Origin of the sequence: Nonomuraea sp. CA-218870, from assembly GCF_050936535.1 — a bacterium.
GTDB lineage: Bacteria > Actinomycetota > Actinomycetes > Streptosporangiales > Streptosporangiaceae > Nonomuraea > Nonomuraea corallina.
On record NZ_JBNJMN010000001.1, the window covers coordinates 693,869 to 720,569 of the forward strand.

Here is a 26,701-nt window from a genome sequence, read left to right on the forward strand (position 1 = left end):
CCTGGAGCGACATGGCTGCCAACACCTTCTCCGCGGCCTTCGTCAGGACCTCCGACGGCTGGAGCGGCGCGGAGGTCGACCTGACCGGCGTCGAGATCGTCGACGACTTCGGCGACGCGGTGACCGAGGCGCTCGGGCTGGCCGGCGACGAGCTGGCCCTGCTCTGCGTCGAGGTCGAGGACGAATGGTTCGCGATCGCCCGCTACCGCGACGACGAGGAGCCCCGGGTGTTCCTCTCCGACGCGCACGCGATCACGTCCCACCAGCTGGGCGAGCTTTTCGCCGAGTTCGCTGGGGTGGCGCCCGAGAAGGAGGGCACCGAGCTGGGCGTGCGCCCGGCCGGCGACTTCGAGCTGCTGAGCGACCTCGGCGTCAGCTCCGAGGAGCTGCTGGAGCTAAGCATGGAAGAGGGCATGCTGCCGGCCGACGTCGTCTCGGTGCTCGCCGAGCGGCTGTCGTTCGCCGACGAGCTCGACCGCCTGCGATGACCTGGACCGCCGCCATGCGGCGGGCGCTCGCCGAGGCCGCCGCGGCGGGCGGGCGCGGCGAGGTGCCCGTCGGCGCGGTGGTGGTCGGCCCGTCGGACGAGATCCTCGCCGCCGCCGGCAACGACCGCGAGTCCACCGCCGACCCCACCGCGCACGCCGAGGTCCTCGCGCTCCGCGAGGCCGCCCGCAGCCGCCGGACCTGGCGGCTCGACGGCTGCACGCTCGTCGTCACGCTCGAACCCTGCACGATGTGCGCGGGAGCCGCCGTCCTGTCCCGGATCGACCGGATCGTGTACGGGGCCGTCGACGAGAAGGGCGGGGCCGTGGGCTCCCTCTGGGACGTGGTCCGCGACCGCCGGCTCAACCACCGGCCCGAGGTCGTCATGGGCGTGCTGGCCGAGGAGTGCGCGGCCGAGCTCAAGGCGTTCTTCCGCACTCGCCGGATCCGGTAAACTCGTCCGCGGTGGTGTCGCCTAGTGGCCGAGGGCGCACGCCTCGAAAGCGTGTGATGGGGCAACTCATCCGTGGGTTCAAATCCCACCACCACCGCCGCCCGAAAGGCCCCCGCACCGAGCGGGGGCCTTTCGCTTTTCCACCCGCGCTCTCCGCCCGGCGAGGCCGCTGCGGAGCCCGCACCGCACCGCACCGCCTGACCGGAAAAGGAAAAGGGCCGCGATGCGCGGCCCTTTTACTAACTAGGTAGTTCAAGGACTCGGGCGTGCAGGATGGTCCGCTGATGCAGGGCCGCGCGCAGCGCCCGATGCAGGCCGTCTTCGAGATAAAGCTCCCCCTGCCACTGCACGACATGCGGAAAGAGGTCGCCGTAGAACGTGGAATCGGCGGCGAGCAGCGAATGCAGATCCAGCATGGCCTTCGTGGTGATCAATGAGTCGAGCCGGACCTGCCGCGGCGGTATCTGAGCCCAGTCGCGGTTGGACAGTCCATGTTCGGGATAGGGCCGTCCGTCGCCGACCATCTTGAAGATCACCCCACCGATTTTAGGAGAGAATCCGCACGCTCGCTGCTCACCTCAGCTCCGCGCCCTCGCACCGGCCCGGATCTCCGGTGTCGTATCCCAGCTGGAACGCCGCCATCCGCTGTTTCGAGCTGCCGTGCGTGAACGACTCCGGATCGACCCGGCCGCCGCTGCGTTGCTGGATCCGGTCGTCACCGACCGCCGCCGCCGCGTCGAGGGCCTCGGCGATGTCGGTCGTGGTGAACTCCTTGGCGTAGAAGCCGCCCTCGTAGGCGTTCCTGGCCCACGCGCCGGAATAGCAGTCGGCCTGCAGCTCGACGGCCACCGAACTGCCGGAGCTCAGGGCGCCCAGCAGGTTCTGCACGTGGTGACCGTACTCGTGGGCGATCACGTACGCCTGCGCGAACGGGCCGCCCTTGGCCCCGAAGCGCGACTTCAGGTCGTCGAAGAAGGTCAGGTCCAGGTAGACCCGCTGGTCGCCGGGGCAGTAGAACGGGCCGACGGAGGAGTCGGCCGCGCCGCAGGCGGTGCGCACCCCGCCGGAGTAGAGCACGGTCTTGGCCGCTCGGTACTCCGCGAGCTCGGTCTTCCAGTAGTCCTGGATGCTGTTGACCACGCCGACGACCTGGCACTTCTCCGTCTGGTCGGCGTCCTTGCCGGTGCGGCACTCCTCGGCGAGGTTCGCGGGGGGCTGCTGCTGGGCCGGCTCGCCGCCCCCGCCGACGTTGTTGAGCACGAAGACCAGGACGAGCGCGATCAGGCTGACGATCCCGCCGCCGCCCACGATCATGCCGCCGGGGAACCGGCCGCCGCCGCCCCCTCCTCCGCCGCCGCGATCCTCCACCTGTGAAGCGTCGAGGTTGACGTCGTCCCTGAAGTCCATCGCCGGCTGTCCTTTCGTGGGGGGTGCGCCATGCCTGCTTCCCCCAGGACAGATCATGATTCCTCGGCGCCGGCCGTCTGGCCCGGTCCTCACGCTACGTGATCGAAACTGCTCAGTGATCTCCAGGTAACACAGGACGTGAAGGCTGGCCGCCGAAGGAGGCGACAGCCTTGGAGATCGATCATTCGAGCATGGAGAACGGCGGGAAGGCCATCCACGGCGAGGGCGCGGACCTGGCCAGGAAGATGGCCGGTCTTCGCGGGGAGCTGGTGTCGCTCATCCCGTACTTCGGGAACCCGGGAAGCGACGAGGCCGCGAGGACCTTCCGCCGGGGCGCCGACGGCCACCCCGGGTTCGACAGCGCCTATGAGGACCTGACCACGGCGATGAACAACATGGTCAAGGCCTACCAGGACATCGGCACGGCCGTCGTGGCCATGAGCAAGAACGTCAAGGCGGCCGACTGGGCCAGCATGATCAACCGGACCGCGTCCGTGCGGGATCTGGTCGCCTACGGTGACCGTGAGAACGACGAGATCAGCGTGCCCGCCACCCCGGTGGAACGGGCCTGAGAGGAGGCGCGCATGGCCGTCGGTCTCGCGAGCAAGGTCGCCCTGGGCGGCATGGCCGGTGCCGGCCTCGCGGGGGCGCTGGCTCCCGAGGTGCTGTTCGGCATCTCCTATCTCGAAGGCGACCCGGAGCGGATCCGCCGGGCGGCCGACGTCCTGGACGAGATGGCCGACGCCGTCGACGAGCACTTCCGGGAGGCGAACGCCGCTGCCCGGACGGTCTGGACGAAGAGTTCGGACAAGGCGGTCGACGAGTTCAAGCGGTTCTGGGAGAACGAGTACGGGCCCGCGCTGTTCGCGGTCTCCGTCAAGCACCGCAACGCGGCCAACGCCTGCCGGGCCTATGCCGACGTCATCGAGAAGGTCAACCACGCGCTGCGCGTGCTGTGCTGGATCCTGACCGTCGACATGATGTACACCATCGGCTACCAGATCTACACCTGGAAGCTGTTCCAGATGATCATGAAGCGGCAGGCGATCCTGCTCAAACTGAGCGCCCACCGGTTCGTCACCCTGCTGCTGCCCACCTTCGCCTACTGGGTGGCCGACAGCGTCTCGTACGCGACAGGCGAGGTGGTGCTGCCTCTTGGCCTCAACTACGTGGGCGGCATCGAGACCGACCTGTCCGGCAACGACGTCAGGTCGGTCGGCCACAACCTCACGACCTTCCGCGAGCACTTCGTGGCGAACATGGCCTTCAACGGGGTCATCGACGGATCCGGGGCGCTGATGGCGAAGGTCCCCGGCCTGCGCACCCTCACCACCAACATCCCCCTGCCGAACGGCCAGGCGCTCAACACCGGGAACTTCATCCCCCGGATGGCCGCCTCGACCACGTACTCGGTGGCCCTGGACGTGCAGCGCGGCGACAACCCGCTGCCCGGCACGGAGCACGGGCTGACCGAGCAGGAGATGTACCAGAAGTTCATCGTGCACGGGACGCGCAGCCTGATCCCGCGCATCTGAGCGGGACCGGCTAGCGGCCGCGGTCCTCCTCCAGGTAGGGCCGCGTCACCCGCATGAGGTGCCGCGCCGCGTCCTCCGCCGCGCGGTGCGACAGGTCGACGATCGTCCGGGCCAGCTCCTGCGAGCTCATCCGCATCGCCCGCGGGTCGATGTGCAGCCCGGTGAGCTGCCCGGACACCGACACCTTCACCTTGATCTTGTCGTCCGGGGTCGCCGCCCGGCCGACGACCTCGTCGACCTCGCCCATGACGCCGGAGAACTCCTGGGAGTTCGCCTGGAACTCCGCCATGATGCGGTCGAGCTCGGGGTCACCGGTGTAAAACTCGCGTTCGGCCATGAGGCATTTTCTCGACCACGGATTTCCATCACGCTACGAAAGCGAAACGGACAGGAACGTTCAGACGCCGACATAGGCCGCCAGATGCTCGCCTGTGAGGGTGGAGCGGGCGGCGACGAGGTCGGCCGGCGTGCCCTCGAAGACGACCCGGCCGCCGTCGTGGCCGGCGCCGGGGCCGAGGTCCACGATCCAGTCGGCGTGCGCCATGACCGCCTGGTGGTGCTCGATGACGATGACCGACTTGCCGGCCTCGACCAGCCGGTCGAGCAGGCCGAGCAGCTGCTCCACGTCGGCGAGGTGCAGGCCGGTGGTCGGCTCGTCCAGGACGTAGACGCCGCCCTTGTCGGCCAGGTGGGTGGCCAGCTTGAGCCGCTGCCGCTCGCCGCCGGACAGCGTGGTGAGCGGCTGGCCGAGGCTGAGATAGCCGAGCCCGACGTCGGCGAGCCGGCCGAGGACGGCGTGCGCGGCCGGCGTGCGCGCCTCGCCCGCGGCGAAGAACTCCAGGGCATCCGTCACGGCCATCGCGAGCACCTCGCTGATGTCGCGTCCGCCGAGGCGGTACTCCAGCACCGCCGCCTGGAACCGCTTCCCCTCGCACTCCTCGCAGGTGGTCGCCACGCCGGCCATCATCCCGAGGTCGGTGTAGACGACGCCTGCGCCGTTGCAGTCGGGGCAGGCACCCTCGGAGTTGGCGCTGAACAGCGCCGGCTTCACGCCGTTGGCCTTGGCGAACGCCTTGCGGATCGGGTCCAGCAGCCCGGTGTAGGTGGCCGGGTTGCTGCGCCGTGAGCCCTTGATCGGGCTCTGGTCGACGTAGACGACACCTGAGGAGGCGGGGATCGAGCCGTGGATCAGCGAGCTCTTGCCGGAGCCCGCCACGCCGGTGACCACGCAGAGCACCCCGAGCGGGATGTCGACGTCGACGTTCCGGAGGTTGTGCCGGGTGGCGCCGCGGATCTCCAGCGCGCCCGTGGGGGTGCGCGGCTTCTGCTTGAGCGACGCGCGGTCGTCGAGGTGACGGCCGGTGACCGTGCCGCTGGCCCGCAGGCCCTCCACGGTCCCCTCGAAGCAGATGGCGCCGCCCGCCGCGCCCGCGCCGGGGCCGAGGTCGACGACGTGGTCCGCGATCGCGATCGTCTCCGGCTTGTGCTCGACGACCAGGACCGTGTTGCCCTTGTCGCGCAGCCGCCGCAGCAGGTCGTTCATCCGCTGGATGTCGTGCGGGTGCAGCCCGATCGTCGGCTCGTCGAAGACGTACGTCACGTCGGTGAGCGCGGAGCCCAGGTGGCGGATCATCTTGGTGCGCTGGGCCTCGCCGCCCGACAGCGTGCCGGCCGGCCGGTCCAGCGAGAGGTAGCCGAGGCCGATCTCCACGAACGAGTCGAGGGTGTGCAGCAGCTTGCCGAGCAGCGGCGCCACCGACGGCTCGTCGAGGCCGCGTACCCAGGCGGCGAGGTCGCTGATCTGCATCGCGCAGACGTCGGCGATGCTGAGGCCCCTGATCTTCGAGGAGCGGGCCTCCTCGCTGAGCCGGGTGCCGTCGCACTCCGGGCAGGTGGTGAAGGTGACCGCCCGGTCCACGAACGCCCGGATGTGCGGCTGCATCGCCTCCCGGTCCTTCGACAGGAACGACTTCTGGACCTTGGGGATCAGTCCCTCGTACGTGAGGTTGACGCCTTCGACCTTGACCTTGGTCGGCTCCTTGTAGAGGAAGTCCTGGAGTTCCTTCTTGGTGTAGTCGCGGATCGGCTTGTCCGGGTCCACGAAGCCCGACTTGGCGTAGACCTGCACCGTCCAGAAGCTGTCGGACTTCCACCCGGGAATGGTGAACGCGCCCTCGGCCAGCGACTTGGAGTCGTCGTAGAGCTGGGTGAGGTCGATGTCGGAGACCGACCCTCGGCCCTCGCAGCGCGGGCACATGCCGCCGATGCGGGTGAAGGTCGCCCGCTCGGTCTTGCGGGCGCCGCGCTCGACCGTGATCGCGCCGCTCGCCCGTACCGTCGGGACGTTGAACGAGAACGCCTGCGGCGAGCCGAGGTGCGGCTCGCCGAGCCGGCTGAAGAGGATGCGCAGCATCGCGCTGGCGTCGGTGGCGGTGCCTACGGTGGAGCGGGGGTCGGCCCCCATCCGCTGCTGGTCGACGATGATCGCGGTCGTCAGCCCGTCGAGCACGTCGACCTCGGGCCGGGCCAGGGACGGCATGAAGCCCTGCACGAAGGCGCTGTAGGTCTCGTTGATCAGTCGCTGGGACTCGGCGGCGATCGTGCTGAACACCAGAGAGCTCTTGCCCGAGCCGGAGACGCCGGTGAACACCGTCAGCCGGCGCTTGGGGATCTCGACGCTGACGTCCTTGAGGTTGTTCACACGCGCGCCGTGCACCCGGATCAGGTCATGGGTGTCGGCGGCGTGCGGCTCGGTCGGTCGCGTGTCCGTTCTCGCGCTCATGCCTATCGTGTCTCCATCGTTCCGCTCGTTCGGGTCCCGCGGCTTCAGGTCCGATCAAACCAGCTTCGCCCCGCCACTTCGACGGACCGGCTGATCGTCAGCGGGCTTCCTGGATGCGGATCAGGTTGCCCGCCGGGTCGCGGACCGCGCAGTCGCGCACCCCGTACGGCTGCTCCGCCGGCTCCTGGACGACGTCGACGGAGCGGGACCGCAGCCGCTCGAACAGCCCGTCCAGGTCGGGGGTGGCCAGGACGACGCCGGCGTAGGTGCCCTTGGCCATCATCTCGGCGATGGTACGGCGCTCCTCGTCGGTGAGCCCGGGGTCACCGGCGGGCGGCTGCAGGACGATGCACGTGTCGGGCTGGCCGGCCGGGCCCACCGTGATCCAGCGCATCCCGTCGTACCCGACGTCGTTGCGAACCTCGAAGCCGAGGCCGTCGCGGTAGAAGACCAGCGACGCCTCTGGGTCGTCGTGCGGGAGGAAGCTCGCGTGAATGGTGATGTCCATGCCTCACACGCTAGGCCCGGTGCGTGGACGGCGCTTCTCGATTCCTGACCGGTACCGGCCAGTCCGTGGCCAGCCCGCGGCACTTCCGACCGGCTTTCACCTTCGCCCGGCATTCACCGGCTCGGCCGCGCGGGCGAGCACGTCGCGGATCAGGGCGGCCACCTCGTCCGGGGTGAAGTCCATGGCGTTCTCGCCGACGGTGACCTCGAAGGAGCATCGGCCCGGCTCGGACGCCGACCGCACCCGGCCCCAGAGCTGGATGCCCCGCTCGGCGAGGAGCGCCTGCCCGGCCCGCTCGACGGCGCGCCGGTCGGCGGGCAGGTGGACGTGGAACAGCGGGGTCTGCGGCGGGTCGGGGAAGGCGCGGGCCGCGCCGTCGGCGTTGATCGCGGCGGCGAGTGCGATGGCGTGCTCCCGGTAGGCGGGCATCTCGTCGGCCAGCGTGTCGAGGTGGACCAGCGCGGCCAGGGCGAGCGGCCAGGCGTCGCGGATGCCGCCGCCGAGCCGCTGCCGCCACACCCGTGCCACGTCGACGGTGGCCGCGTCGGAGGCGAGCACCGCGCCGCGCACGCCCTGCAGGCTCTTGTAGAGGGAGACGTAGACGGTGTCGAACAGGGCGGCGATCTCGTCGAACGGCCGCCGGTAGAAGGTCTGGGCCTCCCACAGCCTGGCCCCGTCCAGGTGCGCGGCGGCGCCGGTGGCCCGCACGATCGCCACCTGCTCGCACAATTCGTCCCAGCTGGGCAGCAGGCCGCCGAGGTCGCGCTGCGGAAGCTCCCAGACCACCGCCGCCGGCGGCTCGCCGATCCCCGCGAGGTCGTCGGCCGTCATCAGCTCGTGCGGGTCGCCGGTCGCGCGGAACAGCAGGCCGTGGACGGCGTTGTAGCCCTGCTCCTCCCACACGTCCAGGTGGGTGTGCGGGTGGGCGGCGAACGTGCGCCGGCCGCGCCGGTCGGCGTGCACGCGCAGCGCGGTCTGCTGGGCCATCGTGCCGCTGGGGAAGAACAGCGCGCACTCCTTGCCGAGCAGCTCGGCCATCCGCCGTTCCAGCACCGCGACGGGACCCTCGGGGCCGTCGGCCGGGGTGTCGTCGTCCACCAGGGCCAGCATCCGCTCCAGCATCCTGCGCGGCCCGCGCCGGATCGGCGCGTGCAGGAACAACGACCGCCGGATCGGCGTGCCGGCGTCGGCCATGGGGAGCCTCCTGTGCTTATTGCGATAAATGTGCAATAAGCGTACGGGCATGGGGAACACCGTGCATACCCCTGTCGTGCCGGCGTCGCGGTCAGTCCTCGGCTCGCGGGCCCGTCCACAGGTACGTGACGTCGCGCACCTGCCCGGCGACCGCGCCCGCCTCGTCGTAGGCGGTCACGGGTGACGGGCGGCGTGTCGGTGATCCGCACTCCCGGGGTGACGCGACCGGCCACACGCGGAAATGTCCGGTCCCCGGCTGCCGGCCGGCGTTCTGCACCACGTACGCGTCCACGTGAGGTCACCTGTCAGACCGGCCGCCAGGTCGCCGGGAGCCTCGTTGCCCCAGTACGTGAAGACCGCCGGCTCCCCGGTTCCCCCTCCTTCGCCGGCGTGCAAAAGACGAACCCGGCCGGACTGCCGAGGAGCGCCGCGGTCCCGATCGAGCAGCCCGTGATCTTGGCGACCGCCGATTCGGGAGAGGTCCTCGTAGTAGCGCAGCACCAGCACCGCGCTTAGCGGGGCGGGAGCGCCAGCAGCGCCTGCCGCATGGTGATGCGGGTCTCGATCTCGTCGGGGCGCTCGGTCTTCGTCAGTGCGGTCTGCGGCAGATCCTCGGCCGCGGTGGCGATCTAGGGCGCAGCGCCGACACGAGTGAAAAGGGCCGGACATAGCGAAAGGGGCCGACTTGGATAGGGTCGGCCCCTTCGCGTTTACTGCCTCAACCAGGCGCGGAGGATGGGGGATTTGAACCCCCGAAGGGTTGCCCCTTACACGCTTTCCAAGCGTGCGCCCTCGGCCACTAGGCGAATCCTCCGCCGACGAGCTTACCGGACTCCCCGGGGTCCCGTGACCACCATTTTGGTGGCAGCGAGTACTGCGCGCGTGTGGATAGACTGTCCCCGGACCCCTCGCGCGGCGTCATCCTGTGAACCTCCCCAGGGCCGGAAGGCAGCAAGGATAAGCGGGCTCTGGCGGGTGTGCGAGGGGTTCCTTCGTTGGGAGCCCCTCGCAGGCGGGATGGTCGCATGAGCCTTGCGCTTTACCGCAAGTACCGACCCGGCACCTTCGCGGAGGTCAAGGGTCAGGAACACGTCACGGACCCGCTGCGGCAGGCGCTGCGCACCGGCCGCATCAACCACGCCTACCTCTTCAGCGGCCCGCGCGGATGCGGCAAGACCTCCAGCGCGCGCATCCTGGCCCGGTCGCTCAACTGCGAGAAGGGCCCGACTCCCGACCCGTGCGGCGTGTGCGACTCGTGCGTGGCGCTCGCCCCCACCGGACCCGGCCACCTCGACGTCATCGAGATCGACGCGGCCTCGCACGGCGGCGTCGACGACGCCCGCGACCTGCGGGAGCGGGCGTTCTTCGCCCCGGTGTCGGCACGCTTCAAGATCTACATCATCGACGAGGCGCACATGGTGACCCGTGAGGGTTTCAACGCGCTGCTCAAGCTCGTCGAGGAGCCTCCGCCCCACCTGAAGTTCATCTTCGCGACGACCGAGCCGGAGAAGGTCATCGGCACGATCAAGTCGCGCACGCACCACTACCCGTTCCGGCTGATCCCCCCGGCGACGCTGCGCGCGTTGCTGGAGGAGATCCTCGCCGCCGAGAACGTCCCGTACGAGCCCGCCGCGCTGCCACTCGTCGTCCGCGCCGGCGCGGGCTCGGCCCGCGACTCGCAGTCCATCCTCGACCAGCTCCTCGCCGGAGCCGGCGACGACGGCATCACCTACGCCCGCGCCGTCTCCCTGCTCGGCTACACCGACGCCGACCTCCTGGACGAGGTGGTCAACGCGTTCGCCGCCCGCGACGGCGCCCAGGTCTTCCAGACGGTCAACCGGGTCGTCGAAGGCGGTCACGACCCCCGACGCTTCGCCTCCGACCTGCTCGAACGCTTCCGTGACCTGGTCATCCTGGCCAACGTCCCCGAGGCGGCGACCAACGGCCTGCTCGACCGGCCCGCCGACGAGCTGGAGCGGCTCGTCCAGCAGGCGTCGTCGATGGGGCCGGCCGAGCTGACCCGCGCGGCCGAGATCTTCAACGCGGGCCTGACGGAGATGCGCGGCGCCACCTCGCCCCGCCTGCTCCTGGAGCTGATGTGCGCGCGGGTGCTCCTCCCGGCGGCGGAGCAGGGCGAGGCGGCCCTGCTGGCCCGCCTGGAGCGCCTCGAACGCGGCGGCGCCGTCGCCGGCATGGCCGCCCGCGCGGTCCCGGCCGGGCAGCCGTCGCGCGGCCCTTCCCCTCATGGAGCCATGGGGAGCGCCCCAGGAGTTCCCGGTACGGGAGCCGCGGGCGGTGGCGCGGCCATGGCTCCCGGACATCAGGAGCCCGGCGTCTCATCCGCGGCGGGGCCGGTATCCGTACCGCAGGGAGGTTCGGGCGCCGGGCCTGCGGGTGGGCCGGATGGGCCGGGCACTGTGGCCACGCCCAGCGGTCAGGCGCTGGACGCGGCGGAGGGCGGCGCGGCGCAGGACCGGTCCCGGTCGGTGCGCGCCGGGCAGACCGATGAGCGGGCCGATGACGACTGGCCCGAGCCGGCCCGGCCGGGCGGCGGGTCCGCGAATGCCTCGCCGTACGGTGGCCAGCCCCAGTCCGGAGGGCAGGCACCGGGCGGGCCGTCGCACGCGCACGGCGGCCAGGCTTCCAGCGGGCAGGCTTCCGGCGGGCAGGCGGGCGGCGGGCAGGCGGGCGGCGGGCAGGCGGGCGGCGGGCAGGCGGGCGGCGGGCAGGCGGGCGGCGGGCAGGCGGGCGGCGGGCAGGCGGGCGGCGGGCAGGCGGGCGGCGGCATGGCCACGGCCGGGCTGCAGCAGCAGTGGCCCGCGGTGCTGGCGGCCCTCAAGCAGCGCAGCATCGTCGTGTGGGCGAACGTCAGCACCAACGCCCAGGTGGTCGGGGTCGAGGGAAACCTGGTGACGCTCGGGTTCACCCAGATCGGCGCGATGAAGAACTTCACCGGCGGCGGCAAGGACGCCGTCGTGGCCACGGCGCTCGCCGACGTGCTGGGAGGCACGTGGCGGGTCGAGGCCGTGGTCGGCAACGGGCCTCCGCCGTCTCGCGGGGGCTACTCCGGCGCTCCTGCCGGACCCGCGGGAGGCGCGGGTCCCGGCGGTTCCGCGTACGGTTCCGGCGGCGCTCCAGGGCCTCATGGCCCGGGCGGCGCTGCTGGCGGGCCGACCGGCGAGAACCGGCAGGGGGGTGGTGCCGGGCCGTCCGCTGAAGCCGGCCCCGGACCGCAGGGCGGCTCCGGGGGCGAAACCGCGATGACCCCCGGCTCGGCTGGGCACGGTCCGCACGCCGGACCGGCGCATCCGGCCGGAGGCGCGCCGGGTGGTTCCGCCACGGCCGGAGGCCCTCTGACGACCGGCGCGCCCGGCGGGCCCATGACGGCCGGTGGGCCTGGCGGGTCGGTGACGGCCGGAGGCGCGCCGGCGGCCGGTGGGTCCGGTGGGTCCGGTGGGTCCGGTGGGCCCGGTGGGCCCGGTGGGCCCGGTGGGCCCGTGGTGGTCGCAGGGGTGCGGGCAGGCGGGCCTGGCGGGTCCGTGGCGGCCGGAGGCGTACCGACGGCGGGTGGGCCCGGGGAGTCCGCGGCCGGTGGTGCGGGTGGCTTCGGTGCTGCCGGGGGCGCGCCGGATGGTTCGGCTGCCTGGGGCGGGCCGGTGGTCGGCGGTTCCGCGACTGCTGGAGGGGTGCTTACCGCGGGTGTGCCCGGCGGGTCGGTGGCGGCCGGTGGTGCGGGCGCCTCCGGAGCGGCCGGGAGTGTGCCGGGTGGGTCCACGGCGGCTGCGGGCGTGCCGGTGTCCGGTGGAGCCGCGGCGGCCGGAGGTGTACCGGCGGCCGGAGGTGTGCGGGCCGGGGCGTACGGCGGGACTTCGCGGCCGACGACGGACGAGTCTTGGCCGTCCGCTCCTGACGATCCCGGGCTCGGTTCTCCGCCGACGCCGGATCCGTCGCAGGCGGCTCCCAAGGGCGGGATGGCCGGGACCGGGCTGGCTGCCGCCCGTTCGGCGGCCAGGGCGGCGGCGCAGGCCGGCCCCCGGGTCGCGGCCGCCCGGCATGGCAGTGGCGCGGGCGGATGGCCGAGCGCCATCCCGAAGCGGGGCAACGCCGCCGACGCGGATGACGTGGACCCGCTGAACGACGCCGACGCCGACGTGGACGAACTGTCGGGGATGGCACTCCTGGAGCGGGAGCTGGGCGCCAAGGTCATCGGCGAGATCGACCACACCTGACCGGAAGACGAGGCGCGCGGCCCGGCGAGTCGACCACACCTGACCGGAAACCGGTCGAGCACACCTGACCCCGGTGGGACGGGTGTTCGCGACCCGGTGGGGAAGATCGTCAGGTGGTGTGGAGGCGGGCGCGGGCGGCGGCGGCGCGGGGGTCGGCCTGGGGGAGGCTGAGGGTGAGGCGTTCGAGGAGCTGGAAGTCCTCGCGGCCGTTCGTCGTCTGGGCGTACGCCCACAGATGGTCAGGGGCGCCGCGCTGGAGGAGGCAGGTGCGTACCTGGACTTCCAGCTCGTCGCGTTCGCGCCGGATCTGCGGGGACTCGGAGCGGGGCAGCAGAGGGCCGGGGTAGGCGCGGGCCAGGGAGGCGGGGTCGCCGGCGGTGAGGAGGCGGCGCAGGTCCAGGAAGTCGGCCTCGACGGGGCAGGTCAGGTGGTACGGCTTGGCGCCGATGGGCACGTCGAGGTGGGTGCGCAGGCGGTGCATCTCGGCGCGGATGGTGACCGGGTTGCCGGCGTCGCCGTACAGGTGGAGGGAGAGCTGTTCGGCCGTCAGGCCGCGCGGGTGGAGCGCCAGGATGGCGAGGATCTCGGCGTGACGGAGGGAGAGCAGCACCTTGCGCCCGCCGACGATGGCGGTCGGCGGGCCGTCGCCGAGGAAGGTCAGGGCGAGCGCGGAGGGGGCGCGGGTCTGGGTGGCGCGCAGCAGGTAGCCGTCGGAGAACGGCTCCAGCCGCGCCACCCGCCCGTCGCGCAGGATCAGGCACTCGCCGGTGGCGGGCAGTTGGACGCGCGGCCCGAGCTGGCCGGAGGGGTCGCCGGCGATGACCCGGCCGCCGGCGGAGAGCAGCACGGCGGGGCGGGCGCGCAGCGACTCGTAGCGGCGGCGCAGCGACTCGTCGTGCTCGTGCATGCGGAGCGCGAGCCGGGTCTCGGCCAGTTTCGCGGTGGCGTCGACCAGGGCGGCGGTGGCGGGGTGAAGGGCCGGCGCGGTGCCGCTGACGCCGACGCAGCCGAGGAGCCGGTCGGTCTCCGGGTCGAAGATGGGCGCGGCGGCGCCCGACCAGACGTGGAGCACGCGCATGAGGTGCTCCTCGGCGTGGACGTGCACGGGCCGCCGGAGAGCGAGCGCGGTGCCGATGGCGTTGGTGCCGGCGGCGTCCTCGGACCAGCGGTGGCCGCGGGCGAGCCCGGCCTCGTCGGCGCGGCCCATGGTGGCGGCGTCGCCGTCGCGCCACAGGATCACGCCCGCGTCGTCGGCGAGGACCATGAGGTGGCCGCCCTCGTCGGCCACCGGGCGCAGGGTTCGCGTGATGAGGGGGAGCAGGGGCCGCAGCGGGTGGGACTCGAACGCCTCCCGCGCCTGGGCGGGGTCCTGGCAGGCGGGGGCGCCGGGGGCGTCGGGGTCGACGCCGGCCTCCAGGGAGCGCAGCCAGGAGTCGCGGATGAGCCGGCGCGGGCCTCCGGGAGCGGTCGTGCCTTCGTGCGCGTCACGCAGGCGGCGGGAGCGTGCGTCAAGGTGAGCGTAACTCATCGGCCACTCCAAGTAATCGTCCCCCCAAAAGAGCATCGGTGCTGGGATGCCGCCCGCGCAAGCGGTTCTGGGGATTGCCCACGGTGACGGGACGATGGCAACCTGTGTGCAACGTCACTGGGGATAGCGTTCGCGGTTACCGCGTCGGCGTGGTGCGGCCGCTCCGGTCGACGCGGTTGGCCGGGTCCCGGACGCTGGAGGGGGGCCGGGACCCGGCCATGATTGTGTCCGGATTCATGGTCCTTGGGCGAAACACCTCTATGGCTCCAGTACATGCCGAGGCCCAAACACCGTAGGCTCGTGGCAGTCAAGAACGCGGAGCCACGAGGAGCGCACGACGGTGAACCCAGGGGATGTCAACCTGCAGCAGCTGCTGGAGCAGGCCCAGCTCATGCAGCAGCAGCTCGTGAGTGCCCAGCAGGAGCTCAACGACGCGCAGATCGAGGGCTCGGCCGGCGGCGGGATGGTCACCGCCGTGGTCAACGGCTCGGGCGAGCTGCTCGAGCTCAAGATCGATCCGAGTGTCATCGACGGCGGAGACCCGCAGGACACCGCCGACACGATCGCCGACCTGGTGATCGCCGCCGTGCGCGACGCCGTCAGGGCGGCCGGCGACCTGCAGCAGGAGAAGCTCGGCCCGCTGGCCCAGGGCCTGGGTGGCGGCGGTCTCGGTCAGCTGCCAGGGTTCTAGCGATGTACGAAGGGGTCGTCCAGAACTTGATCGACGAGCTGGGCCTGCTGCCCGGCGTCGGTCCCAAGAGCGCGCAGCGCATCGCCTTCCACCTGCTGGCGGCCGACCCGGCCGACGTCAGGCGGCTGGCGCACGCGCTGCTGGAGGTCAAGGAGAAGGTCCGGTTCTGCCGGGTGTGCGGCAACGTGGCCTCCGAGGAGGAGTGCCGCATCTGCCGCGACCCGCGCCGCGACACCCACGTGATCTGCGTGGTGGAGGAGTCGAAGGACGTCGTCGCGATCGAGAAGACGCGCGAGTTCCGCGGCACCTACCACGTGCTCGGCGGGGCCATCAGCCCGATCGACGGCATCGGCCCCGACGACCTGCGGATTCGCGAGCTCATGACCCGGCTGGCCGACGGCCGGGTGACGGAGCTCATCCTCGCCACCGACCCCAATCTCGAGGGTGAGGCGACGGCTACCTATCTCGCCCGTCTGGTCAAGCCGATGGGTGTGAAAGTGACACGACTGGCCAGCGGTCTGCCTGTGGGCGGCGATCTCGAGTACGCCGACGAGGTGACCTTGGGCCGCGCGTTCGAAGGACGGAGGCTGCTGGATGTCTGACGACGAGTGGGGAGCGCTGGCGGAGGAGATCGCCGGCCACGCGCAGAACTACGTGGACGGCCTGGAGAGGGTCGCGGGCGGCGAGGGAGGTGACGCGATCTGGTCGCTGCTCCTCGTCGAGGTCGCCCAGATGAGCCTGGCGGGCGCCAAGCTCGGCGCCAACCGCGACGTGATCCTGTCGGGCAACTACGAGCCGCCGCTGAGCGAGGATCCCGACATCGACGAGGTCCGCACCGCCCTGGCCGAGCGGTTGGGCCCGGTCGACGACTACGCCGAGGTGTTCGACCCGTACAAGGACACCGGGGTGACTCCCTACCGTCTCTCCGACGACCTGACCGCGGTCGCCGCCGACCTCATCCACGGGCTGCGCCACTATCAGGCGGGCCGGCCGCACGAGGCGCTGTGGTGGTGGCAGTACTCGTACTTCAACACCTGGGGCAACCACGCGGGCGCGGCCATGCGCGCGCTGCAGGCCCTGGCCGCGCATTCGCGGCTCGACGTGGCCGAAGAGGTCACGATGGGGTAGGTGTCCACATAGTGGTTGACGCAGCGGTGCCATGAGACGGCGCAAGTAGACTGGGCTCTCACAGTCCAGACCGGGAGACTCTCGTGGCGCTCGTTGTGCAGAAGTATGGTGGTTCGTCCGTCGCTGACGCGTCCTCCATCAAACGCGTGGCGCAGCGCATCGTCGCGACGAAGAAAGCCGGCAACGACGTCGTCGTCATCGTCTCGGCCATGGGCGACACCACCGACGAGCTGCTCGACCTGGCCGAGCAGGTGTCGCCGCTGCCGCAGGGCCGCGAGCTCGACATGCTGCTGACCGCCGGCGAGCGCATCTCGATGGCGCTGCTGGCGATGGCGATCGCCAACCTCGGTCACGAGGCGCGCTCGTTCACCGGCTCGCAGGCGGGTGTGATCACCAACTCCAGCCACGGCAAGGCGCGCATCATCGACGTGACGCCGAGCCGCATCCAGGAGGCCATCGACCAGGGCCACATCGCGATCGTGGCCGGCTTCCAGGGCGTCTCGCAGGACACCAAGGACATCACCACGCTCGGCCGCGGCGGCTCCGACACCACCGCGGTCGCGCTGGCCGCGGCGCTCGAGGCCGACGTGTGCGAGATCTACACCGACGTCGACGGCATCTTCACCGCCGACCCGCGCATCGTGCCCGCCGCCCGCCGCATCCCGCGCATCTCGTACGACGAGATGATGGAGATGGCGGCCTGCGGCGCGAAGATCCTCCACCTGCGCTGCGTCGAGTACGCTCGCCGTTTCGACCTGCCGATTCACGTACGCAGCTCCTACAGCAACAGGGAAGGCACGTGGGTCGTCTCCGACCCCTACTCCGAAGGAACCGAGATGGAGCAGCCGATCATCTCCGGCGTGGCGCACGACCGGAGCGAGGCCAAGATCACTGTTGTCGGGGTCCCCGACAAGGTCGGTGAGGCTGCCGCGATCTTCAAAACCCTGGCCGACGCAGAGATCAACATCGACATGATCGTGCAGAACGTCTCGGCCGCGGCGACGGGCCGCACCGACATCTCCTTCACGCTGCCCACGACCGACAGCCAGACGGCGCTCACGGCGCTGAAGAAGATCCAGACCAGGATCGGCTTCGAGTCGCTGCTCTTCGACGACCAGATCGGCAAGGTGTCGCTGATCGGCGCGGGCATGCGTTCCCACCCCGGCGTCACGGCCACGTTCTTCGCGGCGCTCGCCGACGCGGGCGTCAACATCGAGATGATCTCCACCTCGGAGATCCGGATTTCCGTCATCGTCGGGCAGGACGACGTGGACTCGGCGGTCGCCGCCGCCCACCACGCCTTCGACCTCGACGCCGACCAGGTCGAAGCCGTTGTGTATGGAGGTACTGGACGATGAGCAGGCCCAACCTGGCCCTGATCGGCGCGACCGGCGCCGTGGGCACCGTCATGCGCGACATCGTCTCCACGCGTGACGACGTCTGGGGCGAGATCCGCCTGGTGGCCTCCCCGCGCTCGGCGGGCAAGGTGCTGCGGGTGCGCGGCGAGGACGTGGTGGTGCGGGCGCTGGCGCCCGAGGTGTTCGACGGCGTCGACATCGCCATCTTCGACGTGCCCGACGAGGTGTCGGCCGAGTGGGTGCCGATCGCCGCGGAGCGGGGCGCCATCGTCATCGACAAGTCCGGCACGTTCCGCATGGACCCCGACGTCCCGCTGGTGGTGCCGGAGGTCAACCCCGATGACGCGCGCCGGCGGCCGCGCAACATCATCTCGACGCCCAACTGCACCACGCTGTCGATGATGGCGGCCATGGGCGCCCTGCACGCCGAGTACGGCCTCCAGGAGCTCGTGGTGGCCTCCTACCAGGCGGTGTCCGGCGCCGGCGTGGCGGGCTCGGCCAGGCTCTACGACGAGGTCGAGGCGCTGGCCGGCGACCGGTCGATCGGCCAGGCGGCGGGCGACGTGCGCAAGGCGCTGGCCAACAAGCTGCCCGACGAGTCGCCGTTCCCCGCGCCGGTCGCGTTCAACGTGGTGCCGTGGGCGGGCTCCTACAAGGACGGCGGCTGGGCCTCCGAGGAGCTCAAGCTCCGCAACGAGTCCCGCAAGATCCTCGGCATCCCCGACCTGAAGGTCTCCGCGACCTGTGTCAGGGTGCCGGTGATCACCACCCACTCGCTGGCCGTGCACGCCCGCTTCGAGCGTGAGATCACCGTGGCGGACGCGCATCGGGTGCTGGAGGCGGCGCCGACGGTGGTCCTGATGGACGACCCCGCCAACGGCGTCTTCCCCACCCCGGCCGACGTGGTGGGGACGGACCCGACCTATGTGGGCCGGGTCCGCCAGGCGGTCGACTTCCCCAACACGCTCGACCTGTTCGTGTGCGGCGACAACCTCCGCAAGGGCGCCGCGCTGAACGCGGCCGAGATCGCGGAGCTGGTCGCCACGGAGTTCTGATCGAACGGCCGGGGCGCGGGCCTGTCACCGGAAGAGGATGTCCCAGTGGTCTCCTTCGTCGGCGTAGACGGTGCCTGACGGGGAGCGGTACAACCGGGCTCCGTCACCCCGCATCCCGGCCGGATCGGCGATCTTCTTGATGTAGCGGTCGATGCACGCGTTGTGCCCGATGTCGAGCTTGTGGCCACTGCCGTGGCTGTAGCGGCCGGGCGCGTGCCCGGTCTCGGTGCCGCCGGTGACGATGACGGGGCAGCCGCTGCGCCTCTTGAGCGTGACCACGCGCTGCACGGTCGCGGTGCGTACGGAGTCGAGCGAGGTGCAGTGGCGCACGTGCCGGTTCGTGCAGCCGCCCGACGAGGTCAGGCGCAGGCCCGCCTCCTTGAGCCAGCGGGTGGCGTGGCCGTGCGACAGGGTCACCGTCGCGTGCCTGGGCCTGGCCCGGTGCAGTTTCACCCGGGTCTTCCCCGCCGCCCGCGCGCGGTCGTGGGCGGCCTCGTCGAGCGCCCTGTACATGCGGTGCTTGTACGCGCGGTGCTCGACGGCCGGCCGTCCGGTGTCGTGGGTGCGCCACTGCGGCCGTCCGGTGTCGTGGGCATGCCACTGCGGGCGTCCCATGTCGTGGGTGCGCCACTGGGGCCGTCCGGTGTCGTGGGCGCGCCGCTGCGGGCGTCCCATGTCGTGGGTGCGCCACTGCGGGCGGCCGGTGTGCTGCCTGAGGTGGCGGTGGTGCTCGCGGCGAGGGGCCTGCGAGCGGGTGCCGTAGTGCGGGCGGTCGCGGAACGCGCCGTCCCGGTAGGCCATCCTCTCGGCCATCCTCCCGGCCGTGTCGTCGTACGCGCCGCCGTCCAGGTCGTGGGCGTCGGACTCGAGGCCGACGATCCAGCGGGGAGCCGGGAACGTGTCCTCGAAACGCATGATCGACGCCGGCTCCTCTCCCGGGTCTTCCCCGGGCGCTGTCGGAGTGGCGGAGGCGGCGGTGGCCATGGCGATTATGGAGATCTCGATAGCAAAGAGCGCGACCACACAGGGCCGCACCGTCCTACGTATCCACATGTTTGTGCCTATTCGCGGAATAGCCCTCCCGCTGGAAACATCAATCCCACGCTTCACACCGGATGACCCCTGTCACACCGGGATCTTTGCTGTGTGTCTGCGATCACCGTGCGGGTTCATGACCTAACCCGGCATCAAGCCGTAAAGTGACGAACGTGTCCGAAGCCCGAAGCCGTGGATCGGAGAGCACCCGGGAGGTCATCGTCGCGACGGCCCTCCGGCTGTTCCGGGAGCGCGGCTTCGAGGCGACGACGATGCGGGCCATCGCCGCCGAGGCCAGGGTGTCGGTGGGCAACGCCTACTACTACTTCGACAGCAAGGAAGCGCTGGTCCAGGCGTACTACGACCGCGCCCAGGCCGAGCATGAGGAGGCCTGCCGCGCGTTGCTCGCCACCGAGAGCGCCTTCGCCGCCCGGCTGAGTGGCGTGCTCCGGGAGTGGGTGCGGGTCTCGGAGCCGTACCACGCGTTCGCGGTGAAGTTCTTCAAGCACGCGGCCGAGCCGACGAACCCGCTCAGCCCGTTCAGCGCGCAGTCCTCGCCGGCCCGGGAGGCGTCGATCGGCATCTACCGCCAGGTGGTGGAGGGCGCGACCGACCGGATGGACGCCGAGCTGCGGGAGGAGCTGCCGGAGCTGCTCTGGCTGCTGTCGATGGGCATGGTGCTGTTCTGGGTGCACGACACCTCGGAGGGGTGCGCGCGCACCTACCGGCTGATCGAGGTGACCGTGCCGTTGGTGGACCGGCTCGTGGGCCTGTCGCACCTGCCGGGGCTGCGCGGGATCACCAAGGACTTCATCGCCGCGGTGCACGAGCTGCGGGCATAGGCGTACCACATACCGGTTGGTATGGTGCGAGGCATGACGCAGAACTGGGGCATGACCATTCCCTTCTACGACCGTTCCCTCGCGGCGTCGCGGGAGCTGATCGAGGAGCTGCCCTCACTCGGGTACACCGACCTGTGGTCGGCGGAGGTGAACGGCGCCGACGGGTTCACGCCGCTGGCCCTGGCCGCGCAGTGGGCGCCGGGGGTGCGGCTCGGCACGGCCATCGTGCCGGTCTCCACCCGCGGCCCCGGGCTGCTGGCGATGTCCGCCGCGACCGTGGCGGACCTGGCGCCGGGGCGGTTCGTGCTGGGCATCGGCTCGTCCTCGCCGGCCATCGTGGAGCGCTGGAACGCGATGGACTTCGCCAAGCCGTACGCCAGGACCCGCGACACGCTGCGCTTCCTGCGCGCGGCGCTGGCCGGCGAGAAGGTGTCGGAGACCTACGAGACGTTCACCGTCAAGGGGTTCAGGCTGGAGCGGGCCCCCAAGGTGGCGCCGAAGATCGTGCTGGCCGCGCTGCGGCCCCGGATGCTGCGCCTGGCCGCCGAGGAGGCCGACGGCGCGATCACCAACTGGCTCTCCCCTGACGACGTGCGCAAGGTCCGCGCCGAGCTGCGGCCGGAGACCGAGCTGATCGCCCGCCTGTTCGTGTGCGTCAGCGAAGACGCCGACGCGGTACGCGAGCGCGGCCGCTGGATGCTGGCCAGCTACCTCACGGTGCCCGCCTACGCGGCCTTCCACGACTGGCTGGGCCGCGGCGAGCTGCTGCGGCCGCTGCACGAGGCGTGGGCCGCGGGCGACCGCAAGGCCGCGCTCCAGGCCATCCCGGACGAGGTCGTGGACGCGCTCATCGTGCACGGCGACGCCGCGACCTGCCGGGCCAGGATCCAGGAGTACGTGGACAACGGGCTCGACACGCCCGTGCTGGCGCCGATCCCCGGTGAGACCCCGATAGACCAGGCGGTCCGCGACCTCGCGCCGAAGGGCTGACACCGCCGTGGACCCGCGCCGGGCGTGAGGAACCAATCTCCTCCAGTAACACGTTATGTCGTGAGAGACGGGGTAAGGGGATCTCATGATGGCGAAAGCAGCACGGGCGGCGGCGGCGTGGCGCACGTACCGCGAGGTGACCAAGCCGGGCTCGCCGGGACTCATGACGAGAGTACGCGCGATCCCGCGCATGATCGGCGCCGTGACGCGCGGCAGGTACGAAGGGCTCGGCAAGGGCAAGCTGGCGCTGATGGCGATGGGCGTGGTCTACATGATCTCGCCCATCGACGTGGTGCCCGACTTCCTCGTGCTCATCGGCGTCGCCGACGACTTCGGCGTCTTCCTGTGGCTGATGGCCTCGCTCCTCGGCGAGAGCGGCCGCTACGTCGACTGGGAGCGCAAGGTCATCACCGGTCGCGTGGAGGCCCGGCCGCAGGAAGGCTAGATCTCCTCCATCCGCAGCCAGGCACGTGACGGGAGCGGGTGGCCGAACAGGCGTGCGGCGTTGCCGTACGCCACCCTGGCGATGTCGGCGGGCGGCAGCGGGCCGAGGTTGCGCGCGACCGTCTGCTGCGTGTCGGGCCAGGTGGAGTCGGAGTGCGGGTAGCCGCTCTCCTGCAGCACGTGGTCGAGGCCGACCGCCAGCCGCACGCCGGACAGCGCGTGGTCGTTGAGTGTGCCGAAGAAGAAGTTGCGGCGCAGCACCTCGCTGGGCTTGAGCCCGCCGTCCCACGACGTCTCGCCGCCCGCCACCGGGTGGTCGAGCGCGTAGTCGGCCCGTTCGGCCAGCATCGGCAGCCAGCCCACCCCGCCCTCGACGATGAGGATGCGCAGGTTGGGGAAGCGCAGCGGCAGCCCGGACCACAGCCAGTCGGCGCAGCCGAACATGGCGCTGGTCGGCATCAGCGTGGTGATCGCCTCGATGGGGGTGTCGGGCGACGGCACCGGCGACCAGCCGGACGAGCCGGTGTGGAGGCAGACCACGGTGCCGGTCTCCTCGCAGGCCGCGAAGAACGGGTCCCAGTGGCCGCTGTGGATCGACGGCAGCCGCAGCCGCGTGGGGAACTCGGGGAACACCACGGCCTTGAAGCCGCGCGCGGCGTTGGCCCTGATCTCCTTGGCGGCCACGTCGGGGTCGGGCAGCCAGGGCAGCTGCAGCCCGATGATCCGCTCGGGGAAGGTGCCGGCCCAGACGTCGATGTGCCAGTCGTTGTAGGCCTTGACCAGGGCCAGGCCGAGCTCCTGGTCGCGGGTCCTGGCGAAGGCCACGCCGGCCTGGCCCGCCAGCATGCCGGGGAAGCACAGCGCCGCCCAGATGCCGGCGGTGTCCATGTCCCTGACGCGGGCCTCGATGTCGTAGCAGCCGGGGCGCATGTGCTCGAACCTGACCGGGTCGAGCGTCCACTGCTCGCGCGGCAGGCCGGCGCCGACGTCGAGCCCCGCGCACGGATAGGTGGCGCCGCCGTAGCGCCACACTTGGTGACCGGCCTCGGTCTCCACCACCTTGGGCGCGACCTCGGCGTATTTCTCCGGCACCCTGTCCTCGAAAAGGTCGGGAGGCTCGATCAGGTGATCGTCGGCGGAAATGATCACGTAGTCGCGCCGCCTCGGCTCTGGGTCGGAAAGCAGCGGCGTAGTCACGCAGGTAACCGTACGACGACGGGATAACGTCGAACAAGCTGCGACGTATCCGTTGGGTATCCGTGGTGCGTCGCGGCCCTCGGACCCGGTGTCCCCCCTCGTCGCCCGGCCGCTTCCCGGGGTGCCCGGGCGGGGCCCGGAGTCGCCGAGAGGGGGACGCGGACGACCCCGGGCCGAGGGGGTCCGCCGTAAGGGTGCCGCTCCCCGCGAACCCCGGCGCCGCCTCTACCCGCCGGAGTTCGGTCCAGTCAGCAGATGCTCGCGGAGTTCGGCGACGGCGTCGGGGCCGAGCCCGACCGTGGCTGTCACGTACGCCTCGACGGAGCCGTGGCGGGCGCACAGGTCGGTCAGGAACATCCGCATCGCCTCGGCCGGGGCCTGCCCGAACCCGGGCCAGACCGCCTCGCCCGGGTGGCGGGCGCGCCAGGAGGCGACGAACCGCTCGGTGGCCAGGCCGGTCAGCGCGTAGTCGGCGACGATGTCGTCCTCGGCCACGCCCAGCAGGGACAGCACCATCGCCGACAGCAGGCCGGTACGGTCCTTGCCGGCGGCGCAGTGGACGACCACCGGCGCGCTGTCGGCGTGCGCGATGGTCTCCAGCGCCGAGCGCAGGTTGCCGATCCCGTCCTCGGTCACTTCCAGGTAGCGGTCGGCCAGGTAGCGGGCCACGCCCAGGTTCTCGTCGAAGACGGAGACGTTCCAGCGGCGGCCCTCGATGGGGAGGTTGCGGTAGGCCAGCCCGTGGTGCTCGGGGACCCGGCCGTACTTCTCAGCCTCGTAGGGGTGGCGCAGGTCGATGACGGTGCGCACGCGCAGCGCCCGGAACGTGTCGAGGTCCGCGCCCGCCAGCCCGCCGAGGGAGTCGGCCCGGTAGAGGCGCTGCCAGCGGACCGAGCGGCCGTCGGCGGTGACATATCCGCCAACGTCACGAAAATTGTGGATATTGGCAAATTCGATATGCCGGATCACCCACAACACCTTAATCCGTGCGGGCTTCCTCCGGCTGGGCCACGGACTCCTGGGCCTTCCTGTCGGCCACCTCGCGCTTGATGAGCAGCGCCCAGCCGCCGACGGCGATGCCGATGAACAGCCACCACTGCACGCCGTAGGCCAGGTTGAGCCCGCCGCCCGAGCCCACGTCGGGCGCGTTGACCGGCTCGGGGGCGGCGGCGCTCGGGGGCTGCTGCCCGGTCAGCTCGACGTACCCGTCGAGCAGGGGGAGCGTCAGCGACCTGCCGATCGAGGCCGGGTTGATGAGCAGCACCTGACGGGGCGGCAGCCCGGACCGCTCCTTGATGCCGCTGTTGGCCTCGGTCTCGCTCGGCCGTAGCCGCCCGGTGACAGTTACCTCACCCGTGGGCGGCGGGGGCACCGCAGGATGCTCGTCGGCGCTCGCCCCCGCCGGGACCCAGCCCCGGTTGACCAGGACGGCGTGGCCGCCGCCGGTGACGAGGGGAGTGATCACGAAATAGCCCGGCCGCCCGTTCTGCGGACGCCGCCGCACGACGAGCTCCTGCGCGGGATCGTACGTGCCGGTGACCGTGACGTTCCTGAACCGGTCGGACTCCTCGGCGGTCCCGCCCGGCCGGACGAGGGTCTCCAGGGGCACCGGGGCCCTCTCGATGTTGCGGGTGACGAGATCGCTGTCGGCCGAGCGCTCCTCGAAGCGCCCGAACTGCCACTGCCCCAGGAACACGAAGGCGGGGATCACGAGCAGCACGACGATGTGGAGCGCGACCCAGCGGGGCGTGAGCAGGAACCGGTACACGCCTCAAGGGTAGGCACCGCGGCACGTGCTCCCGCACGCGGCTCAGGCGGTCTTGCACGCGGCCCCGGGCAGGGGCGTGACCTCGCGCGGGCCGCTCACCTCGTGGCCCTCGGCGCAGCGGAGGTACTGCTCGACGGGGGCGCCGCACTCGCGGTGGGTCAGCAGCGTCGGCGGGCCCTCCTCGCCGGAGAGGTATCTGTCGCCCCAGTGCATGAGTGCGACCAGCAGCGGATAGAGGTCGCGTCCCTTGTCGGTCAGCCGGTACTCGTCGCGCTGCCGCTGGCCGGGCTCGCGGTAGGGAACCTTGCGCAGCAGCCCTTCCTCGACCAGGCGCGTCAGCCGGGCGCTGAGCACCTGCCGGGGGGCGCCGGTGTGGGCCTGCATGTCGGCGAACCGCCGCACGCCGCTGAACGCCTCACGCAGGACCAGGAAGGTCCATTTCTCGCCGACGACGTCCAGGGTGCGCTCGATCGAGCAGTTGTCCACCCGGAAAGGCACGCTCATGCCGCACATTCTACCTGAGTTCGATTGACAGACTCAGGTCGCGAGGAGGAAGCTGAGTTCATGCTAGGAACTCAGGGGGCTCCTCTCTTCGGTGTGCGGATCCGCCCGGCCCGGTGCGACGACGCGGAGCGGGTCCGGCGCTTCCTGACGGGCCTGTCCCCGCACACGCACACCCTGCGCTTCTTCACCGGCGTCACCAGGCCCTCCGGGAGCCTCGTGCGCGTGCTCACCGAGATGACCGAGGTCAGGGACGTGCTCGTCGCCGTGCACGAAGGGGACGCCGGGTCCGGGGGAGAGATCGTCGGCCATGCCATGAGCTACCGGGGCGGTGCGGCCGACGTGGAGATCGCGGTGGTGGTGGCCGACCGGTGGCAGGGGTTCGGGTTCGGCCCCGCGCTCGTCAACAGGCTGCTGTCCAGGGCCGCCCTGCGCGGCGCCACCACCGTCGGCATGGACGTGATGGGCGACAACCGGCGGGTGCTGGGCATGATCCGCAAGGTCTGGCCCGGCGCCGCGATGCGGGTGTCCTCCGGGTCGGTGGAGGTGACCGCTATGATCCAGGAGGCCCTACTATTTGCGGAACAACGTTCTGGTGGCTCACCATTGACAGCGTGAAGAGTGCCAAGAACGGACGCGACGGTCGGACCCGGATCATCGAAGGTGCCCTCCGCCGATTCAGCCAGGACGGGGTGTCGGCCACCACCCTGGCGAGCCTCCGTGACGAGAGTGGTGTGAGCGTCGGCAGCTTCTACCACCACTTCGCGAGCAAGGAGCACGTCTTCGGCGTGCTCTACGCCGAGACCCTCCAGACCTACCAGGCGGAGTTCGTCGCCGAGCTGAGGCGCCACGAGGACGCCCGTGACGGCGTGGAGGCGGTCGTCGCCTTCCACATGCGCTGGTCCGGCGAGCACCCCGAGCGGGCCAGGCTGCTCGTCAGCGAGCGCCCGCCGCGCAAGCAGGAGCCGGGCGGCGCCGAGGTGGCCGAGGCCAGGCGCGAGTTCTTCCGCCAGGTCTCCGACTGGTGGCGGCCGCACATGAGGAACGGCCTGCTCCAGCCCGTCTCCCCGACCATGTGCTACGTGCTGTGGCTCGGGCCGGCGCAGGAGATGTGCCGGCTCTGGTTCGCCGGCGCCCACGCCCCCACCGACGACGAGGTCAGGGGCCTGGCCGAGGCCGCCTGGCACAGCCTGCGCCAGCGCGAGGACGCCTAGCCGTCAGGCCGGCTGGCGCACGCGCGTGCGCACCCTCCAGTCCGACGCGGCGAGCGAGATGTCGAGCCGCAGCTCTCCCCGCCTCCGGCGCAGCCCCGGCACGCGGACCCGGACCTGCACGGTGAAGCGGCCGCCGCGCGGGCAGCCGAACCCCAGCTCGCCGGGGAGCACCCGCAGGTCGTCGCGGTTGCCGCAGCGCGGGCACGTCCACGACACCAGATCGAGCCCTCGGTCGTAGTCGGAGCAGGCGCCGAAGTACTCGTCGGGCGCGAACCGCGCCTCGCAGGCCAGGCAGGGGATGAGCACGGAACATCCGCTCCTCTTCGAACGGCGGGGGAGAGCATCCAAGAGATAC

28 protein-coding genes, 2 tRNA genes, 1 other RNA gene and 1 pseudogene are annotated in these 26,701 nt (G+C 71.4%); 17 read left to right on the plus strand and 15 right to left on the minus strand.

Annotated elements, in window-relative coordinates:
- The first annotated feature begins 11 nt into the window (after positions 1-11).
- The 3 genes from ACQEUU_RS03425 (at position 12) to ACQEUU_RS03435 (ending at position 1,037) form a co-directional block, all read left to right on the plus strand.
- On the plus strand, positions 12-488 hold the full coding sequence (locus tag ACQEUU_RS03425; protein WP_433060131.1) for a tRNA adenosine deaminase-associated protein: 477 nt from the start codon (positions 12-14) through the stop codon (positions 486-488).
- A complete protein-coding gene (gene tadA, locus ACQEUU_RS03430; protein ID WP_433060134.1) occupies positions 485-940 on the plus strand; it encodes a tRNA adenosine(34) deaminase TadA in 456 nt (151 codons plus the stop codon). Before ACQEUU_RS03425 ends, tadA begins: the two co-directional genes overlap by 4 nt.
- Positions 941-950: 10 nt before the next feature.
- Positions 951-1,037, plus strand: a tRNA-Ser gene (locus ACQEUU_RS03435).
- Between the two features lie 142 nt (positions 1,038-1,179).
- Here the strand turns inward: ACQEUU_RS03435 and ACQEUU_RS03440 are convergent.
- Both ACQEUU_RS03440 and ypfJ read right to left on the minus strand, forming a co-directional pair.
- Entirely contained in the window at positions 1,180-1,476 is a 297-nt protein-coding gene (locus tag ACQEUU_RS03440) for a type II toxin-antitoxin system VapB family antitoxin (protein WP_433060136.1), read from the minus strand.
- Positions 1,477-1,513: 37 nt separating this feature from the next.
- Positions 1,514-2,347 carry a KPN_02809 family neutral zinc metallopeptidase gene (gene ypfJ / locus ACQEUU_RS03445; RefSeq protein ID WP_433060138.1) on the minus strand — a complete coding sequence of 278 codons (834 nt, stop codon included), beginning with the start codon at positions 2,345-2,347 and terminating at the stop codon, positions 1,514-1,516.
- 170 nt (positions 2,348-2,517) lie between these two features.
- On the opposite strand from ypfJ, the gene ACQEUU_RS03450 reads away from it, so the two are divergent.
- Entirely contained in the window at positions 2,518-2,919 is a 402-nt protein-coding gene (locus tag ACQEUU_RS03450; protein WP_433060141.1) for a hypothetical protein, read from the plus strand.
- A gap of 12 nt (positions 2,920-2,931) precedes the next feature.
- The gene (locus tag ACQEUU_RS03455; RefSeq protein WP_433060144.1) at positions 2,932-3,882 is read left to right on the plus strand and encodes a hypothetical protein; all 951 of its coding nucleotides are present in this window, start codon (positions 2,932-2,934) and stop codon (positions 3,880-3,882) included.
- 10 nt (positions 3,883-3,892) lie between these two features.
- Here the strand turns inward: ACQEUU_RS03455 and ACQEUU_RS03460 are convergent, their stop codons facing one another.
- From ACQEUU_RS03460 to ACQEUU_RS03485, 6 genes are all read right to left on the minus strand, one after another.
- Complete coding sequence (locus tag ACQEUU_RS03460) at positions 3,893-4,219, minus strand: YbaB/EbfC family nucleoid-associated protein (RefSeq protein WP_433060147.1); 327 nt, start codon at positions 4,217-4,219, stop codon at positions 3,893-3,895.
- Positions 4,220-4,279: 60 nt separating this feature from the next.
- A complete protein-coding gene (locus ACQEUU_RS03465; protein WP_433060150.1) occupies positions 4,280-6,664 on the minus strand; it encodes an ATP-binding cassette domain-containing protein in 2,385 nt (794 codons plus the stop codon).
- Between the two features lie 97 nt (positions 6,665-6,761).
- Positions 6,762-7,172, minus strand: a complete 411-nt coding sequence (locus tag ACQEUU_RS03470) for a VOC family protein (protein ID WP_270154181.1) — start codon at positions 7,170-7,172, stop codon at positions 6,762-6,764.
- Between the two features lie 96 nt (positions 7,173-7,268).
- A complete protein-coding gene (locus ACQEUU_RS03475) occupies positions 7,269-8,366 on the minus strand; it encodes a threonine aldolase family protein (RefSeq protein ID WP_433060154.1) in 1,098 nt (365 codons plus the stop codon).
- A gap of 91 nt (positions 8,367-8,457) precedes the next feature.
- Positions 8,458-8,658: a hypothetical protein gene (locus ACQEUU_RS03480; RefSeq protein WP_433060157.1), complete on the minus strand. Its 201-nt coding sequence runs from the start codon at positions 8,656-8,658 to the stop codon at positions 8,458-8,460.
- A 437-nt stretch (positions 8,659-9,095) separates the two neighbouring features.
- Positions 9,096-9,180, minus strand: a tRNA-Ser gene (locus ACQEUU_RS03485).
- Between the two features lie 84 nt (positions 9,181-9,264).
- Between ACQEUU_RS03485 and ffs the strand changes: the two genes are divergently transcribed.
- Positions 9,265-9,363, plus strand: an RNA gene (gene ffs, locus ACQEUU_RS03490) — signal recognition particle sRNA small type.
- Between the two features lie 28 nt (positions 9,364-9,391).
- A pseudogene (locus ACQEUU_RS03495) lies at positions 9,392-11,503 on the plus strand (DNA polymerase III subunit gamma and tau); the annotation flags it as partial.
- 1,201 nt (positions 11,504-12,704) lie between these two features.
- On the opposite strand, the gene ACQEUU_RS03500 reads toward ACQEUU_RS03495, so the two are convergent.
- A complete protein-coding gene (locus ACQEUU_RS03500; RefSeq protein WP_433060160.1) occupies positions 12,705-14,123 on the minus strand; it encodes a GAF domain-containing protein in 1,419 nt (472 codons plus the stop codon).
- A gap of 340 nt (positions 14,124-14,463) precedes the next feature.
- Here ACQEUU_RS03500 and ACQEUU_RS03505 point away from each other — a divergent pair, with 340 nt between their 5' ends.
- The 5 genes from ACQEUU_RS03505 (at position 14,464) to ACQEUU_RS03525 (ending at position 18,355) form a co-directional block, all read left to right on the plus strand.
- Positions 14,464-14,814 carry a YbaB/EbfC family nucleoid-associated protein gene (locus tag ACQEUU_RS03505; RefSeq protein ID WP_433060163.1) on the plus strand — a complete coding sequence of 117 codons (351 nt, stop codon included), beginning with the start codon at positions 14,464-14,466 and terminating at the stop codon, positions 14,812-14,814.
- Positions 14,815-14,816: 2 nt separating this feature from the next.
- Positions 14,817-15,416: a recombination mediator RecR gene (gene recR / locus ACQEUU_RS03510; RefSeq protein WP_433060166.1), complete on the plus strand. Its 600-nt coding sequence runs from the start codon at positions 14,817-14,819 to the stop codon at positions 15,414-15,416.
- On the plus strand, positions 15,409-15,942 hold the full coding sequence (locus ACQEUU_RS03515) for a DUF5063 domain-containing protein (RefSeq protein WP_433060168.1): 534 nt from the start codon (positions 15,409-15,411) through the stop codon (positions 15,940-15,942). The genes recR and ACQEUU_RS03515 overlap by 8 nt, the downstream gene beginning before the upstream one ends.
- 83 nt (positions 15,943-16,025) lie before the next feature.
- Positions 16,026-17,300 carry an aspartate kinase gene (locus ACQEUU_RS03520; protein WP_433060171.1) on the plus strand — a complete coding sequence of 425 codons (1,275 nt, stop codon included), beginning with the start codon at positions 16,026-16,028 and terminating at the stop codon, positions 17,298-17,300.
- Positions 17,297-18,355, plus strand: a complete 1,059-nt coding sequence (locus ACQEUU_RS03525; RefSeq protein WP_433060174.1) for an aspartate-semialdehyde dehydrogenase — start codon at positions 17,297-17,299, stop codon at positions 18,353-18,355. The genes ACQEUU_RS03520 and ACQEUU_RS03525 overlap by 4 nt, the downstream gene beginning before the upstream one ends.
- 24 nt (positions 18,356-18,379) lie before the next feature.
- Here ACQEUU_RS03525 and ACQEUU_RS03530 read toward each other — a convergent pair whose 3' ends face one another.
- Positions 18,380-19,270 carry a hypothetical protein gene (locus ACQEUU_RS03530; RefSeq protein ID WP_433060177.1) on the minus strand — a complete coding sequence of 297 codons (891 nt, stop codon included), beginning with the start codon at positions 19,268-19,270 and terminating at the stop codon, positions 18,380-18,382.
- 293 nt (positions 19,271-19,563) lie between these two features.
- Between ACQEUU_RS03530 and ACQEUU_RS03535 the strand changes: the two genes are divergently transcribed.
- From ACQEUU_RS03535 to ACQEUU_RS03545, 3 genes are all read left to right on the plus strand, one after another.
- Complete coding sequence (locus tag ACQEUU_RS03535; RefSeq protein ID WP_433060179.1) at positions 19,564-20,232, plus strand: TetR family transcriptional regulator; 669 nt, start codon at positions 19,564-19,566, stop codon at positions 20,230-20,232.
- 33 nt (positions 20,233-20,265) lie between these two features.
- Positions 20,266-21,222, plus strand: a complete 957-nt coding sequence (locus ACQEUU_RS03540) for an LLM class F420-dependent oxidoreductase (RefSeq protein WP_433060182.1) — start codon at positions 20,266-20,268, stop codon at positions 21,220-21,222.
- Positions 21,223-21,307: 85 nt separating this feature from the next.
- Positions 21,308-21,667 (plus strand): YkvA family protein, encoded by a 360-nt coding sequence (locus tag ACQEUU_RS03545; protein ID WP_433060184.1) that lies wholly within the window; start codon positions 21,308-21,310, stop codon positions 21,665-21,667.
- Here the strand turns inward: ACQEUU_RS03545 and ACQEUU_RS03550 are convergent.
- The 4 genes from ACQEUU_RS03550 to ACQEUU_RS03565 form a co-directional block, all read right to left on the minus strand.
- Complete coding sequence (locus tag ACQEUU_RS03550; protein ID WP_433060187.1) at positions 21,664-22,863, minus strand: amidohydrolase family protein; 1,200 nt, start codon at positions 22,861-22,863, stop codon at positions 21,664-21,666. The genes ACQEUU_RS03545 and ACQEUU_RS03550 overlap by 4 nt on opposite strands.
- A 225-nt stretch (positions 22,864-23,088) precedes the next feature.
- On the minus strand, positions 23,089-23,832 hold the full coding sequence (locus tag ACQEUU_RS03555) for a tyrosine-protein phosphatase (protein ID WP_433060190.1): 744 nt from the start codon (positions 23,830-23,832) through the stop codon (positions 23,089-23,091).
- Positions 23,833-23,842: 10 nt separating this feature from the next.
- On the minus strand, positions 23,843-24,631 hold the full coding sequence (locus ACQEUU_RS03560; protein ID WP_433060193.1) for an SURF1 family cytochrome oxidase biogenesis protein: 789 nt from the start codon (positions 24,629-24,631) through the stop codon (positions 23,843-23,845).
- Positions 24,632-24,673: 42 nt separating this feature from the next.
- Positions 24,674-25,135, minus strand: a complete 462-nt coding sequence (locus tag ACQEUU_RS03565; RefSeq protein ID WP_433060196.1) for a winged helix-turn-helix transcriptional regulator — start codon at positions 25,133-25,135, stop codon at positions 24,674-24,676.
- A gap of 93 nt (positions 25,136-25,228) precedes the next feature.
- On the opposite strand from ACQEUU_RS03565, the gene ACQEUU_RS03570 reads away from it, so the two are divergent.
- Together ACQEUU_RS03570 and ACQEUU_RS03575 are read left to right on the plus strand one after the other, a co-directional pair.
- Positions 25,229-25,750 carry an N-acetyltransferase family protein gene (locus ACQEUU_RS03570; protein ID WP_433060199.1) on the plus strand — a complete coding sequence of 174 codons (522 nt, stop codon included), beginning with the start codon at positions 25,229-25,231 and terminating at the stop codon, positions 25,748-25,750.
- The gene (locus tag ACQEUU_RS03575) at positions 25,747-26,346 is read left to right on the plus strand and encodes a TetR/AcrR family transcriptional regulator (protein WP_433060202.1); all 600 of its coding nucleotides are present in this window, start codon (positions 25,747-25,749) and stop codon (positions 26,344-26,346) included. The genes ACQEUU_RS03570 and ACQEUU_RS03575 overlap by 4 nt, the downstream gene beginning before the upstream one ends.
- Before the next feature lie 3 nt (positions 26,347-26,349).
- On the opposite strand, the gene ACQEUU_RS03580 is transcribed toward ACQEUU_RS03575, so the two are convergent.
- Complete coding sequence (locus ACQEUU_RS03580; RefSeq protein WP_433060204.1) at positions 26,350-26,652, minus strand: hypothetical protein; 303 nt, start codon at positions 26,650-26,652, stop codon at positions 26,350-26,352.
- Between the last annotated feature and the right edge of the window lie 49 nt (positions 26,653-26,701).